The sequence below is a fragment of the Roseibium sp. AWQ4_254 genome (assembly GCF_056161025.1).
Genome location: NZ_JBSWYH010000006.1, coordinates 110290 through 122507, shown reverse-complemented (window position 1 = coordinate 122507; position 12218 = coordinate 110290). Strand labels below are relative to the sequence as shown.

The 12218-nt window shown below is 60.6% G+C and carries 14 protein-coding genes; 6 read left to right on the top strand and 8 right to left on the bottom strand.

All coding sequences use genetic code 11. The annotated features are described in order from the left end of the window. Window positions 1-62: 62 nt before the first annotated feature. The 5 genes from ACXAIC_RS06360 to lgt all read right to left on the bottom strand — a co-directional run bounded on the left by ACXAIC_RS06360 (window position 63) and on the right by lgt (window position 4640). Entirely contained in the window at window positions 63-587 is a 525-nt protein-coding gene (locus tag ACXAIC_RS06360; protein WP_475174828.1) for a hypothetical protein, read from the bottom strand. A gap of 93 nt (window positions 588-680) precedes the next feature. Further along, window positions 681-1838: a M24 family metallopeptidase gene (locus tag ACXAIC_RS06355; RefSeq protein ID WP_475174827.1), complete on the bottom strand. Its 1158-nt coding sequence runs from the start codon at window positions 1836-1838 to the stop codon at window positions 681-683. 33 nt (window positions 1839-1871) lie between these two features. Further along, the gene (gene pgeF / locus ACXAIC_RS06350) at window positions 1872-2642 is read right to left on the bottom strand and encodes a peptidoglycan editing factor PgeF (RefSeq protein ID WP_475174826.1); all 771 of its coding nucleotides are present in this window, start codon (window positions 2640-2642) and stop codon (window positions 1872-1874) included. A 79-nt stretch (window positions 2643-2721) separates the two neighbouring features. Next, on the bottom strand, window positions 2722-3810 hold the full coding sequence (locus ACXAIC_RS06345; protein ID WP_475174823.1) for a class I SAM-dependent methyltransferase: 1089 nt from the start codon (window positions 3808-3810) through the stop codon (window positions 2722-2724). Further along, window positions 3807-4640, bottom strand: a complete 834-nt coding sequence (lgt, locus tag ACXAIC_RS06340; RefSeq protein ID WP_475174821.1) for a prolipoprotein diacylglyceryl transferase — start codon at window positions 4638-4640, stop codon at window positions 3807-3809. The genes ACXAIC_RS06345 and lgt overlap by 4 nt, the downstream gene beginning before the upstream one ends. Window positions 4641-4845: 205 nt before the next feature. Between lgt and ACXAIC_RS06335 the strand changes: the two genes are divergently transcribed. The 5 genes from ACXAIC_RS06335 (at window position 4846) to ACXAIC_RS06315 (ending at window position 8166) form a co-directional block, all read left to right on the top strand. Continuing rightward, window positions 4846-5112: an accessory factor UbiK family protein gene (locus tag ACXAIC_RS06335; protein WP_475174820.1), complete on the top strand. Its 267-nt coding sequence runs from the start codon at window positions 4846-4848 to the stop codon at window positions 5110-5112. Between the two features lie 348 nt (window positions 5113-5460). Next, entirely contained in the window at window positions 5461-5961 is a 501-nt protein-coding gene (locus tag ACXAIC_RS06330; protein WP_475174817.1) for a type III secretion system chaperone family protein, read from the top strand. Next, entirely contained in the window at window positions 5958-6779 is an 822-nt protein-coding gene (gene proC, locus ACXAIC_RS06325; RefSeq protein WP_475174815.1) for a pyrroline-5-carboxylate reductase, read from the top strand. Before ACXAIC_RS06330 ends, proC begins: the two co-directional genes overlap by 4 nt. 185 nt (window positions 6780-6964) lie before the next feature. Then, complete coding sequence (locus ACXAIC_RS06320; RefSeq protein ID WP_475174812.1) at window positions 6965-7654, top strand: TetR/AcrR family transcriptional regulator; 690 nt, start codon at window positions 6965-6967, stop codon at window positions 7652-7654. 140 nt (window positions 7655-7794) lie between these two features. Further along, entirely contained in the window at window positions 7795-8166 is a 372-nt protein-coding gene (locus tag ACXAIC_RS06315; protein ID WP_475174811.1) for a tRNA-binding protein, read from the top strand. Window positions 8167-8288: 122 nt separating this feature from the next. On the opposite strand, the gene ACXAIC_RS06310 is transcribed toward ACXAIC_RS06315, so the two are convergent. From ACXAIC_RS06310 to ACXAIC_RS06300, 3 genes are all read right to left on the bottom strand, one after another. Next, window positions 8289-9593, bottom strand: a complete 1305-nt coding sequence (locus tag ACXAIC_RS06310; protein ID WP_475175002.1) for an ATP-binding protein — start codon at window positions 9591-9593, stop codon at window positions 8289-8291. Between the two features lie 100 nt (window positions 9594-9693). Continuing rightward, window positions 9694-10392 carry a response regulator gene (locus tag ACXAIC_RS06305; protein ID WP_475174809.1) on the bottom strand — a complete coding sequence of 233 codons (699 nt, stop codon included), beginning with the start codon at window positions 10390-10392 and terminating at the stop codon, window positions 9694-9696. A gap of 128 nt (window positions 10393-10520) precedes the next feature. Continuing rightward, window positions 10521-11066: a MarR family winged helix-turn-helix transcriptional regulator gene (locus ACXAIC_RS06300; RefSeq protein ID WP_475174806.1), complete on the bottom strand. Its 546-nt coding sequence runs from the start codon at window positions 11064-11066 to the stop codon at window positions 10521-10523. Between the two features lie 244 nt (window positions 11067-11310). Between ACXAIC_RS06300 and ACXAIC_RS06295 the strand changes: the two genes are divergently transcribed. Continuing rightward, entirely contained in the window at window positions 11311-12213 is a 903-nt protein-coding gene (locus ACXAIC_RS06295) for a branched-chain amino acid aminotransferase (protein WP_475174804.1), read from the top strand. The last annotated feature ends 5 nt before the right edge of the window (window positions 12214-12218 follow it).

Genomic DNA, 12218 nt, shown 5'->3' with positions numbered 1-12218 from the left:
GCTCTGTGCGGCTGTTTTTTTGAATTTTCATGACGCGGGCCGGTATTTAACCGGCAAATATATCATTGACGGTTGAGCCAAGCCTCCAATTCAATCAAGGAGCGTGCGGCAATGCGGGACAAGGTGCCGTTGCCGACCGCTTGCCAGGGATCGCCGGACGCGCCGCCTGTCTCTTCGGTGCCGGAGATTCGTTTCACGCGGCGGCCATTGGCGTCAACAACATCAAAGACATAGAAAAGGGTGCCGTTTGAAGGCTGCCCGGTGGCCGCCAGATAGCCGTTGACCCGGTAGGTGGCCGTGGCACCAACCCGGCGGACCAGCTGGATGTTCCTGGAACGGGCTTCACGTCCGATCATTTCGGACAATTGGTCGGCGATATTGCCGGGCGCCCCGGTAAAGGGTTCAAATGCAAAGGTCACTCCGTCTTCCGCGGTCTGGGGCGCGGCAATGGACGGGGTGGACACCTGCCCGGACACGGGTGCGGGCGGCTGGGGGGAGGACTGACAGGCGGCAAGAGCCCCGAGAAGAACAAGGCCTGCCAAAGGGCGCAGGACCGGAAAAAATGTCTTGCTGGTGTATGCGAGCATGAAAGGATCGGGCTCTCTTCGTCGGTATCTGGTCGGCCGCGTCCCCGTCAGCCTTGCGAAATCAGGCCGTCGGAGCGCAGAAGTGATCTTGGTTTAGCCTGACTTGACCGGCAGGTCGAGAGGCAGCTTTGACAGGCATTCCGGGGCGCCATCACCGGTCAGGTAGGTCTGACCGAGCGTCATGGCGGTGTCAGTGGTCGAATCCATCAAGATCATATGCATGAAGATGACCATATTGGGTTTCACCTCGGCCGGATTGGCGCGGTAGGCCATCGGCGCGTCCATCCAGCTCGGGGTAAACCGCGCTCCGAGCGAATAGCCGCAGGCATTCAGCCGGTGCTGCATCAGGCCGTGGGCATCCACGCGCTCCGCATGGGCATCGAAAATGTCGCCGAAGGTCTTGCCCGGTACAAGCTGGGTTTCAACAGCCGCCAGGGCTTCGCGGGCCGCAACATACATTTCCTGGTGCCGGTCGGTCGGGGTGCCGACGACAACGGTGCGCATTACCGCAGCGTGATAGTGCCGGTAGCTGCCGGCCCATTCCAGGGTGATCTGGTCCTGCGCGGACAGGATCCGCCGTCCTGCCTTGTAGCGGCACAGCAGGGCGTCATGGCCGGAGCCGATTATGAATTCATTGCCGGGATAATCGCCGCCGCCTTCGAAAATCGCGCCCTGCATGGCGGCCAGAATCCGGCCTTCATCTGCACCGGGACGGATTTCGTCCATGGCGGCGTGGTAGGCCTGATCCGCCAGGTCTGCCGCCCTGCGCACATAGGTGATCTCCTCGGCGCTCTTGATGGCCCGCAGGTCCGGGATCAGCTGCGAGGCATCGCCGATATCGGCAAAGCTGGTGAGTTCGGCATTGAGCTGGAGCGCCGTTTTTCCCGTCATGCCATGGGTGTCATATTCGATGCCAATCCGGCTGCCGAGCAGGTCCATGTCGAACAGCATATCCTTGAGCTGGCCGACGGGGCTGGCGGCGCCCCGGTCGATCCAGATGCGGATGTCGGAGATGTTGGAGGTGTGCCGGGCCTGCCGCTGGTCGGCGGACCGGGTCAGCAGCACTTTGCGCCCGTCCCGTGTGACCACAAGGCATTGGAAAAAGCAGAAACCGAACGTGTCGTAGCCGGTCAGCCAGTACATGCTTTCCTGGGCGAACAGCAGCATCGCATCCAGTTTTTCCGCGTCCATGGCGGCTTTCAGCCGGTCAAAGCGGGTCTCGAATTCGGCATCGGAAAAATGCAGGGCCATGGGTGTCCTCACGGATGGGAAAAGGGGCAGTGTTCAAGGGGCGGTTTCCAGGCTGATGGCGCTGATCTGGCGGCCATAGTCCGGTTCCTTGCGGTGGGTTGTGCGCCGGTAGGAAAAGAACCTGGTTTCGTGAGCATAGGTGCACAGGTTCAGGTTCTCGACGCTGGCAAGGTCAAGGTCGTGCAGACAGCCGGTGATGAAAGCCGGCAGATCGAACAGGAAATGGCCGTCCCGCCCGGACGGCTTGAAGTAGCGCCCATGGCCCTCGAACACTTCCAGAAAGCGGATGTGGAACTCCGGGCCAACTTCATAGGCGGATTGCGAGATGGTCGGTCCCAGAACCGCGATGATGTTTTGCGGGGTCGCGCCAAGGCTGGTCATGGCAGCAACCGTATTTTGCAGAACCCCTGAAATCGCACCCTTCCAGCCCGAATGGGCGGCGCCGATGACCCTGGCTTCCGGGTCGGCGAACAGGACCGGGCCGCAATCAGCCGTCGCAACGCCGATGGCCAGCCCCGGCGTGTTCGTGACCAGGGCATCCGCCTGCCGGTCATCCCCGTCTTGCCAGGGCCGTTCCACAATGATGACATCGGGTGAGTGGATCTGGTGGGGGGAGACGAGACAGTCGGCGGTCACGCCAAGGGCGCCGGCAACCCGGCTCCGGTTCTCAAGGACCTTGGTGCGCTGGTCACCCGAGCCCAGGCCGATGTTCAGGCTTTTGTAGATCCCGCCTGACACGCCGCCTTCCCGGGTAAAGAAGCCGTGCCGGAGGCCGTCCAGTTTCAATCCTTCTGCTTCGATCATGTCAACCGGTCCTGAGTGAAGCCCCGACAGGCTGCGGGCTTGGGGGAATCGGGTCTCTTGGCTGAGATCCTTGAAGGCATCATGGGGTGCTGTCAAACGGAGGGAAAGCCTCAGGCCCGCCACTGATGGCCAGCACCTTGAAAAGCTCTCCCATCTGATCGGGGGCGGCAAGGCGTTCCACAGCATCGCGGATGGCCTCCTGTTCCTGGTGGGACTTTCCGGCGCCAAGCTGCCCGGCCCGTTCCAGAAGCCCGGAGCGCAGCAGAAAATCGGCTTGGGTCAGCGGCGGGTGCGCCGTCGCGCCTCCGCACTCAGCTGCTTGCGCCAAGCCTTCGAAATTCACATGGGCCGTCAGATCAGCCTCCCCAGGATGGGCAAGAATGTCATCAAAAGCATGGCGGAAAAGGGCCTGCAATGTGTCGCCCGGTGCGGTTTTCACATAGCCATAATCGATGATCAGCGCGGCGCCGCCCTGGTCGGCCAGCCGTTGGCCCAGGGACTGGGCAATCGCGTTGGCCGCCGGCTGGGTTTCCAGGATGGTGCCTTGCGGACTGTCTGCGGCCGCCGCCGGGATCTGCTCATCGGCAAGACGGGCCGGGCCGGTGCCAAAGGCCAGGTCTCCATCGGCGGAGAGGCCGATCACCCGTTCGTGCCAGCCGTCTTGTGTCCTGAGGAACTGATGGATCGGCAGGGCATCGAAAAATTCATTGGCCACCAGCAGGACCGGCCCGCCGGGAAGCGTGTCGAGAGTGTCATGAAATTCGGGGCGCAGGGGGGCGCTGGCCAGTGCCGTGTGCTGCTGCGCGCGCAGGCGCGGGCTGGTTTCCACAAGGTGAAGCGTTGCGGCATTCAAAAAGCCCGGCCGGAGCTTTGCGACCCGCAGGAGGTCCGCCATCAGCGTGCCCCGGCCCGGGCCCAGTTCCACCAGACGCACCGTGTCCGGGGTTCCCATGCTGGCATAGGCGGACAGGCAGGCTGCGCCGACCAGCTCGCCAAACATCTGGCTCACCTCCGGGGCAGTGATGAAATCGCCTGCCCGGCCGAACGGCTCACGTGCCGTGTAATAGCCGGACCTGGGATCTCCCAGGCAGAGCGCCATGAACCGGGCAACGGACATGGGTCCATCCGCCCGGATCTGGGTCTTGATCCTGTCGCCAAGGGCGGTCAAGAGGTGCGGTCCCCGGAAGGCTTGCGGGCGGCCCAGATCATGGCGGCCAGACCGGCCAGAATCATTGGCAGGGACAGGAGCATGCCCATGGTGAGAAAACCGGCCAGATAGCCGATCTGGGCGTCCGGGACCCGGTAGAGCTCGGCAACCGACCGGCCAATTCCATAGCCGCAGGCAAAGGCTCCGGCCATGAACCCCGGCTTTTGCAGCAATTTAAACCGGGCGCTCAAAAGGCGCAGCACCAGAAACAGAAAAACCCCTTCAAGAGCGGCCTCATAGAGCTGGCTGGGGTGGCGGGGATCCGGTCCGGCGCCCGGAAACACCATGGCCCAGGGCACATCGGCCGGGCGGCCCCATAGCTCACCATTGATGAAGTTGGCGATACGGCCGAAAAAAAGCCCGATGGGGGCAGCGCAGCCGGCCAGGTCAAACAGGGTCCAGACCGACAAGCCCCGCCGCCAGGCAAACAGCAGCATGGCAATCACTGTTCCGGTAAAACCGCCATGGAAGGACATGCCGCCGCTCCAGACCGCGAAGGCTTCCAGCGGATTGGCCAGGTAATAGGCGGGATTGTAAAACAAGACATAGCCGATCCGCCCACCCAGGATAATGCCAAGCGTTCCCCACAGAACAAAGTCGTCGAGATCGAGCGGGGTCGGCCGTTTGACGCCGGCCCAAAGCCTGTCGTTCAGCACCAGGGCGCGCATGTAGCGCCAGGCCAGCAGGATGCCGGCGATATAGGCCAGCGCATACCAACGCAGCGCAAAAGGCCCGAATTCGATGAGGACGGGATCAATGGCCGGATAGGGCAGAACAAAAACAGTCGGCACGGCAGGTCCTTTGCAATCGGCCCGCTTGATCAGCCTGGCCGGAAACGGTCGGCGCAACGCTTGCGCCATCTTGCTGCGTCCGTCAAGCGCGGCGCGGGTCAGGCGTGCGGACCTTCGGTGCCTGCGGCGGAATTGGCTCTTGAAGTTGCGGCCATTCCCCCATACCTCTGACACAACACAAACCTTTTGCGCACAGGAGGGTTGCATGACCCAGGGCCCGAACCGCCTTCTTGATGATTTCGCCAAGCTGATGACCGATGCCGCCGGTGTGGCACAGGGCGCCCGGCGCGAAGTGGAAACCGCCTTCCGGGCGCAGGCCGAACGCTTCCTGTCCGATATGGACATGGTGTCCCGGGAAGAGCATGAGGCCGTAAAGGAGATGGCCGTGCGGGCTCTGGACCGGATTGAAGAGCTCGAATCAAGGCTTGAAAAGCTGGAAGCGGGGGCTCCTGCTGCGGACGGAGAGGCTTGAAACTGGTTCTGTTACGGCGGTGTGACAGGAAACTGTTGATTGTTGATGACAGAAATAAGACGGGCAAACGCGGCGGAAACGCAAAGTTTTTAAGCTGAATGCTGAAAAAACAGGCCGAGTCGTCCACAAGTTTTGGCTTTTTTGTTCGAAGTGATGTGTATCCCTTAAAACATTCCTGATCCTATACTCGAAGTTAACAGGGATTCGTCGGAGCAAGACGGAACCGGTTCGCGACCTTGAAGAGCCAGCATAGGACGTTTTGCTCCTCCGGCATGGGACTTATCCCGGCGGCCCACCCGGTTATCCTGATCGGGTATTCGGCCCCGGCTCGAAAGGGGAGAAGGCATCATGAGCCTCATCGAGATCGAATTCGAGCGACCTGGCAATCCCGTCGACACCATAGAGACCGTAGCTGCCTTGAACGACTGGGCTTTCGAACGCTCGGACGAGGACGAGATCACCATCTCCCTCGGAGGAAGCTGGTGCGACTATCATGTCTCCTTCTCCTGGATGGAAGATGTCGAGGCGCTGCATCTGGCCTGTGCTTTTGATCTGAAAGTGACGGAGCCGCGCAAGACCGAAATCGTGCGCCTTCTTGCCCTGATCAATGAACAGCTCTGGATGGGGCATTTTGATCTCTGGCACAAAGAGAACGTCATCATGTTCCGCCAGTCTCTGCTTTTGAGCGGGGGGGCGGAAGCGTCTTCAGCCCAGATTGAAGCCATGCTGACAAATGCACTTGAAAACTGCGAGCGTTTCTATCAAGCCTTCCAGTTCGTCGTCTGGGCGGGTCACTCCGCCACAGAGGCTATGAATTCGGCCTTGTTTGAAACCGCAGGGGAAGCATGAGTTTTTCCAAAGACCGTCCTTTTGTTCTTGTCGGAGCCGGCAAAATGGGAGGAGCGATGCTGTCGGGATGGATGGCGGATGGGATTGACCCGGCCGCCGTCGTCATCTGTGATCCTGGCCTGTCCGATGAGATGGACACGCTGTTGAAAGCCCATGGTGTCCGCCATGTGACGTCCCTCCCGGATGATCTGAAAGCAGGAACGCTGCTGTTGGCAGTCAAACCGCAGATGATGGAGGCGGTGCTGCCTAGCCTGGCCAGTGCGGTGCTGGAGGACACGCTGGTCATGTCGGTGGCAGCCGGAACGCCTGTGTCCACCTTTGTGTCGGCCTTTGGGGACGTTCCGGTGTGCCGGTGCATGCCCAACACGCCTGCCATGGTCAAGCGTGGCATCACGGCGGTCTACCCGACGGAAAATGTCTCTGAGGCGCAGAAGCAGGACGTAACCAAACTGCTGTCGGCCGTTGGCAAGGTGGTCTGGCTCGACAGCGAAGACCAGATTGATCTTGTCACCGGTGTCAGCGGGTCCGGGCCGGCCTATGTGTTTTATCTCACTGAAGCCTTGAGCGAGGCGGGCAAGGCCGCCGGGCTTCCTGGCGAGATTGCCCATGAGCTGGCGGTTGCCACAATTTGTGGGGCGGGCGAACTGATGTATCAGTCCGGAGAAAATCCGGCCATCCTCAGGCAGAACGTCACCAGCCCGAATGGCACAACGGCCGCAGCGCTCGATGTTCTGATGCATCCGGACGGACTTCAACCGGTCATGACCCAAGCCGTTGCTGCTGCCGTGAAACGGGCGCGGGAACTAGCGGAGGAGTAGGTCCTTCTTTGACTGGCGTTCCTCCCGGCTGGCCTCTCTGGCCGTCTGGGAGTGGCCTAATTTATGATGTGCACGGAAAATGCCGCCGGAGTGCACAGTCTTTGCCGGGCTGCGGCGCAGCGTCACCCTTTCCGCGCGCCGTCTTGTCTCCTATGTTCAGGGACAAAGTCATAGGAAGGCAGCCCATGGTAACCGCAAAGACCAAACAGAAGATTTTTCAAACCTTTCTGGATCTTCTCAAAGACCACCCCTATGAGGACGTGTCGCTGCCGCTGGTGGCTGACACGGCTCAGGTCAAGCTGGCCGACATGCGTGCTGCCTTTGCCTCCAAGCTCGACCTTGTGATGGCCTTCACGGATCTGATCGACACCAAGGTTCTGGAAGACTTTGATCAGGATATGGACGACCAGCCGCCCCGGGACCGGCTGTTTGATGTGTTGATGACCCGTATAGATGCGCTGGCTGGCCACAAAGACGCCGTGCGGGCCCTGCACCGGGCGGCGCGCCGGGACCCAGCCCTGTCGCTGGAGTTCAACCGCCTGGAAGTGCGCTCCCAGAAATGGATGCTGATGGCTGCTGGCATGCAGCTGTCCGGCCTGAAGGCGGCGGCGGCCTCCCAGGGGCTTGCCATTGCCTTTGCGAGGGTCGTCGAGGTTTGGCTGGACGAAGCGGATGAAGGCATGCCGCGCACCATGGCAAAGCTGGACAAGGAGCTGGACAAGGGCTCCGCCTTCATGCGGCGCCTGAATGGGTTGGACAGGCTGGCCGGCGGGGTGCGCTCGTTCCTGAAGCGGGCATCTTCAGGCCGCCGCCGCCGCAGGCACAGGCAGGAGGAAACGTCCGACACCGACTATGGCGAAGAAGCCCCTGCGTAATACCAAACGCGGTCAAATGGGGCATGATCAACTGAGCTTGGTATGATGGGCTGGGCCAAACTCGCTTGATCCTGGCCTATGCAATCTCCACGGAACGGTTTGGTCCGGGTTCTCCCTTGCACCTCAAAGACGGTCCGGGCATGGTTTGGCTCAAAGAAAGAGGACAGACCGTGAGCGAGCAGATCAGTTTTGACGATTTTATGAAAGTGGATGTCCGGGTTGGACGCATTGTGGAAGCAGAGGTTTTTCCCGAAGCGCGGAAACCCGCCTACAAGATGCGGATCGACTTCGGCCCGGATCTCGGCATCAAGAAAACCTCCGCCCAGATCACAAAGCACTACACACCGGAAACGCTAGTTGGCAAGCTTGTGATGGCCGTCGTGAACTTCCCGCCGCGCCAGATCGGGCCGCTCATGTCCGAGGTGTTGACCCTTGGGGTGCCGGACGCGGACGGGGAGGTTGTTCTGATGGCCCCAGACAAGGATGTGCCCATCGGCGGGCGGCTTTTCTGAGCATGCAGAACGCGGCTGATTGCAGGAGTGCACCGCGTTCCGGTGGGGTCAATTTGTTTGACTTTGCGCTGTGATCTCCGGTGTCGGCCAGCGAAAGGCAAATCCGATGAAGTGCGATTTGCCTAAGCCGGCACCCGCAGCCGGGCCCTTAGGCCCCCCATGGGGCTTTCTTCCAGATAAAGATCGCCGCCATGGGCCCGGGCAATGTCCCTTGCAATTGCAAGGCCGAGACCGCTGCCGGTCTCGTTCTGATTGCGGGCCAGATCCAGCCGGTGAAATGCCCGGAATGCAATCTCGCGTTCCTCTTCCGGAATGCCGGGGCCGTCATCATCCACACAGACTGTCAGCCAGCCGCGCTCGATCCGGCCGTCAACCTCGACCCGGTTGCCGTATTTGCAGCCATTGGTGACAAGGTTCGACAGGCAGCGTTTCATGGACAGGCGCTTGACCTCGGCCTCTGATGTGCCTTCGAACCTTGTGCTGACATTGTGGCCCGAGATCTCCGCTTCCTCTTCCAGCTCTTCCAGAAGCAGGGCCATGTCGGCGGTTTGTGTGTCTTCATCCGCATCCCCGCTGGCAAAGGCCAGATAGTCCTCCAGCATGTGGCTCATCTCGTCCACATCCTTGCGCATGGCGTCCCGCTCCGGTGTGTCTGACAGGAAGGCAAGCTGCAGGCGCATGCGGGTCAGGATGGTGCGCAGATCATGGCTGACCCCGGCCAGCATCGTGGTGCGCTGTTCGATCTGGCGCTCGATGCGCCTGCGCATGTCGATGAAGGCCCTGCTGGCGCGGCGCACTTCCCGGGCGCCGGTCGCCCGGAAATTGTCCACCGTGCGGCCTTTGCCGAAGGCCTCTGCGGCATCGGCAAGGCGGATGATCGGCCGGATCTGGTTGCGCAGGAACAAAAGCGCAATGATCAGCAGGACCAGGGAGGTGGAAAACATCCAGACCAGGAAAATATGGGAGTTGGAGGCAAAGGTCTGACTGCGCCGCGTAAACACCCTTAGGATGGAATCCTTCAGCTGGATGCGGATCTCCACAAAACGTGAGCGTCCCACCGTGTCGATCCAGAAGGGTTTGCCGATCTTCTTGCTGATGGCGAGGCTGAGTTCTTTGTCGATGACATCAAAAAAGGGTTTCGGGGCAGGTGGCGGCAGGGGTTCCAGCGGCAGAATGGTGGTCGACATGCCAAGGGCCCGGGACGCCATCTGCTCGATCTTGGCGTAGTCCGGATCCTGGGGATAGGCCTCCAGAACATAGACGATGGCCGCAATCTCCCGCACCACCGCCTCCGACATGCGCCGGGAGACGAGCTGGTAATGGCGCTCCATGAAGACAAAGACCAGCACGGATTGCAGGATCACGATGGGCGCAACGATGATCAGGAAGGTCCGGGTATAGAGCCCCTTGGGCATGATCCGGTACATGAACCGGGACAGGGCACGATAGGCGCGCAGCAGTAACCGGATGGGTGTGGACCGGACAAGTTTGCGCAAAAGAGGAGGTGGTTTGAGCATATCCTGCGGGTCAGTCGCAGGCCAGCCGGTAGCCGATGCCCCGGACGGTCTGAAGATAGATGGGGTTGCCGGGGTCGGCCTCGATCTTGCGCCTCAGCCGGTTGATCTGCACATCCACCGTCCGCTCGCCAAGACCACTGTCGCCGCCGACAATCTTGTGGCGCGGTACGGTGGCTCCAGGCTGTTCGGCAAAGATGGACAGAATCTGCTTTTCCCGGTCGGTCAAGCGAACCGGATCATCGCCGTTCTTGAGTTCTCCCCGGGAGGCATTGAAGGAAAATGGGCCGAAGCGGATCTCCTCTGTTGCCGTCGAGGGCTGGGCATTTCCGCGCCGCAGGATCGCGGCAATCCGCAAGAGAAGCTCCCGCGGCTCGAAAGGTTTGGGTAGATAGTCGTCCACGCCCGCCTCCAGCCCGGCGATCCTGTCATTGGCCTCGGACCGGGCGGTGAGCATCAGGATCGGCACCGTATTGTCCCGGCGCAGGTCCGCAGCCAGTTCCAGGCCGGTTTCCCCAGGCATCATCACATCCAGAATGATCAGGTCGAATTCCAGGCCTGAGAGGCAGGTCCGGGCTTCGGCGGCATTGGCCGCTGAGGAGACCCGATACCCGTTTTCTTTCAGGAGACGGGACAGAAGGTCCCGGATACGCTTGTCGTCATCGACCAGAAGAATATGGTTGGCATTGTCGTCGGGCACGGGGTCTTTCATGGTGGCCGGTACGTCCTTATCTGCTTGAGCCTCAAGCGGTATTTTAACCGCACAAAGAAGCTCGCCCATTTTATTGCGCAGCCCCCTTTGCGTACTGGTCCGGAGCCAGTTGCGCAGGAGAATGGCGCTCAATCCTTGAGCGGGAACGGGCTTCTGACAAGCTTCAGAATGTCCGCGCGCGCATCCGGATCAATCATCTGCAGCAGGAATTGCCGCACGATTTCCTCGCTGCCATCTGGCAAGCCAATTAGGGCACGTTCAAGGCGTTTTTGCTGCAGGCGGATCAGGCTTTCCGCCAGTTCAAAACCCCGGTCCGTGGTGTAGAGGAGCCGTTGACGGCGGTCATTGAGACCTGCGCGCTGCTCGATCATGCCTTCATCGACGAGCTGTTTGAGAACCCGGCCAAGGCTCTGCTTGGTAATGCGCAGGATGGCCAGAAGATCGGTGACCATGATGCCCGGATTGCGGCTGACAAAATGCAGCACGCGGTGATGGGCCCGGCCGAATTCGAACCCGGCCAGAACTTCATCCGGATCGCCGGTAAAATCCTTGTAGGCGAAGAACAGCAGCTCGATCAGGTCATGGGGCAGGGCTGTGCAGTCACCGGTCCGGTCCGGGCTGGCCGGCGGGCTGTCAGTGTCCTGCGGGGCCGGTTTGAAATTTACGTCAGCCATATTGACTTAATTCTGGTCGATTGTTACTTGTCAGCAGCCGCGAACGAAATGATCGGTCTCAAAGATGCTTTTTTAAGCATCTGATGCTAAACGAATCCGTTCACCGTTTCGGCGGCCATCAGGATACCGATAGTTGGCGTGCTGTGCAAAAGATACGGCAGCAAAACTGACGCAAGCCTTTGGCGTTATTTGCGTCTGTTGCAAGAAAACAATAAGCGCTCAGTGAGCGGGCGGGAGATGAAACATGGCAGGAACGCCTTTTGATCAGCTCAGTGGTGATATCTGGTACGACGGGGTGTTTGTGCCCTGGTCGGATGCGAAGCTTCATGTGCTGAGCCACGGACTGCATTACGGAAGCAGCGTGTTTGAAGGCGAACGGGCCTATGGCGGCCAGATTTTCAAATCTGAGGACCATACAGAGCGTCTGCTGGAATCTGCACGGACCTTGGGCTTCGAGATCCCCTGGAGCGCGGATGAGATCAACGCGGCCAAGGAAGACACCCTTCAGCGCATGCAACTCAGCGATGCCTATATCCGCCCGGTGGCCTGGCGCGGTAGTGAGATGATGGGCATTTCCGCCCAGAGCAACACCATTCATCTGGCCATCGCCGCCTGGGAATGGCCGAGCTATTTCAAGCCGGAAGAGCGCCTGAAGGGCATCCGGCTGGACATGGCGGAGTACCGCCGTCCGGATCCCAAGACCGCTCCCTACAAAGCCAAGGCGGCGGGTCTTTACATGATCTGCACCATTTCCAAACATGCGGCCGAGGCCAAGGGCTACGCGGATGCGCTGATGCTGGACTGGCGGGGGCAGGTGGCGGAATGCACCGGGGCGAATGTGTTCTTCGTCAAGGAGGGCAAGATCCACACGCCGGTGCCGGACTGTTTTCTGGATGGCATCACCCGGCGCACGGTGATCGCTCTGGCCCGCGACCGGGGAATCGAGGTGGTCGAGCGGACCATCCTGCCGGATGAATTGCCCGGTTTTGAACAGTGTTTCGTCACCGGAACGGCTGCGGAAGTCACGCCGGTCTCCGAGATTGCCGGGACCTCTTTCCAGGTGGGCGACATCATCAAGACCTTGATGGAAGATTATGACGCTGCAGTGCGCCCGAATGCGCCTGAACTCAAGGCGGCTGCTGGCTGAGCTTC

What these genes read in the sequence shown, in the direction of transcription:
- ACXAIC_RS06360 (WP_475174828.1), bottom strand. Translation starts at nt 587, where the DNA reads ATGCTCGCATACACCAGCAAGACATTTTTTCCGGTCCTGCGCCCTTTG.
- ACXAIC_RS06355 (WP_475174827.1), bottom strand. Translation starts at nt 1,838, where the DNA reads ATGGCCCTGCATTTTTCCGATGCCGAATTCGAGACCCGCTTTGACCGG.
- pgeF (WP_475174826.1), bottom strand. Translation starts at nt 2,642, where the DNA reads ATGATCGAAGCAGAAGGATTGAAACTGGACGGCCTCCGGCACGGCTTC.
- ACXAIC_RS06335 (WP_475174820.1), top strand. Translation starts at nt 4,846, where the DNA reads ATGACCCAGGGCCCGAACCGCCTTCTTGATGATTTCGCCAAGCTGATG.
- ACXAIC_RS06330 (WP_475174817.1), top strand. Translation starts at nt 5,461, where the DNA reads ATGAGCCTCATCGAGATCGAATTCGAGCGACCTGGCAATCCCGTCGAC.
- proC (WP_475174815.1), top strand. Translation starts at nt 5,958, where the DNA reads ATGAGTTTTTCCAAAGACCGTCCTTTTGTTCTTGTCGGAGCCGGCAAA.
- ACXAIC_RS06320 (WP_475174812.1), top strand. Translation starts at nt 6,965, where the DNA reads ATGGTAACCGCAAAGACCAAACAGAAGATTTTTCAAACCTTTCTGGAT.
- ACXAIC_RS06315 (WP_475174811.1), top strand. Translation starts at nt 7,795, where the DNA reads ATGGTTTGGCTCAAAGAAAGAGGACAGACCGTGAGCGAGCAGATCAGT.
- ACXAIC_RS06310 (WP_475175002.1), bottom strand. Translation starts at nt 9,593, where the DNA reads ATGTACCGGATCATGCCCAAGGGGCTCTATACCCGGACCTTCCTGATC.
- ACXAIC_RS06305 (WP_475174809.1), bottom strand. Translation starts at nt 10,392, where the DNA reads ATGAAAGACCCCGTGCCCGACGACAATGCCAACCATATTCTTCTGGTC.
- ACXAIC_RS06300 (WP_475174806.1), bottom strand. Translation starts at nt 11,066, where the DNA reads ATGGCTGACGTAAATTTCAAACCGGCCCCGCAGGACACTGACAGCCCG.
- ACXAIC_RS06295 (WP_475174804.1), top strand. Translation starts at nt 11,311, where the DNA reads ATGGCAGGAACGCCTTTTGATCAGCTCAGTGGTGATATCTGGTACGAC.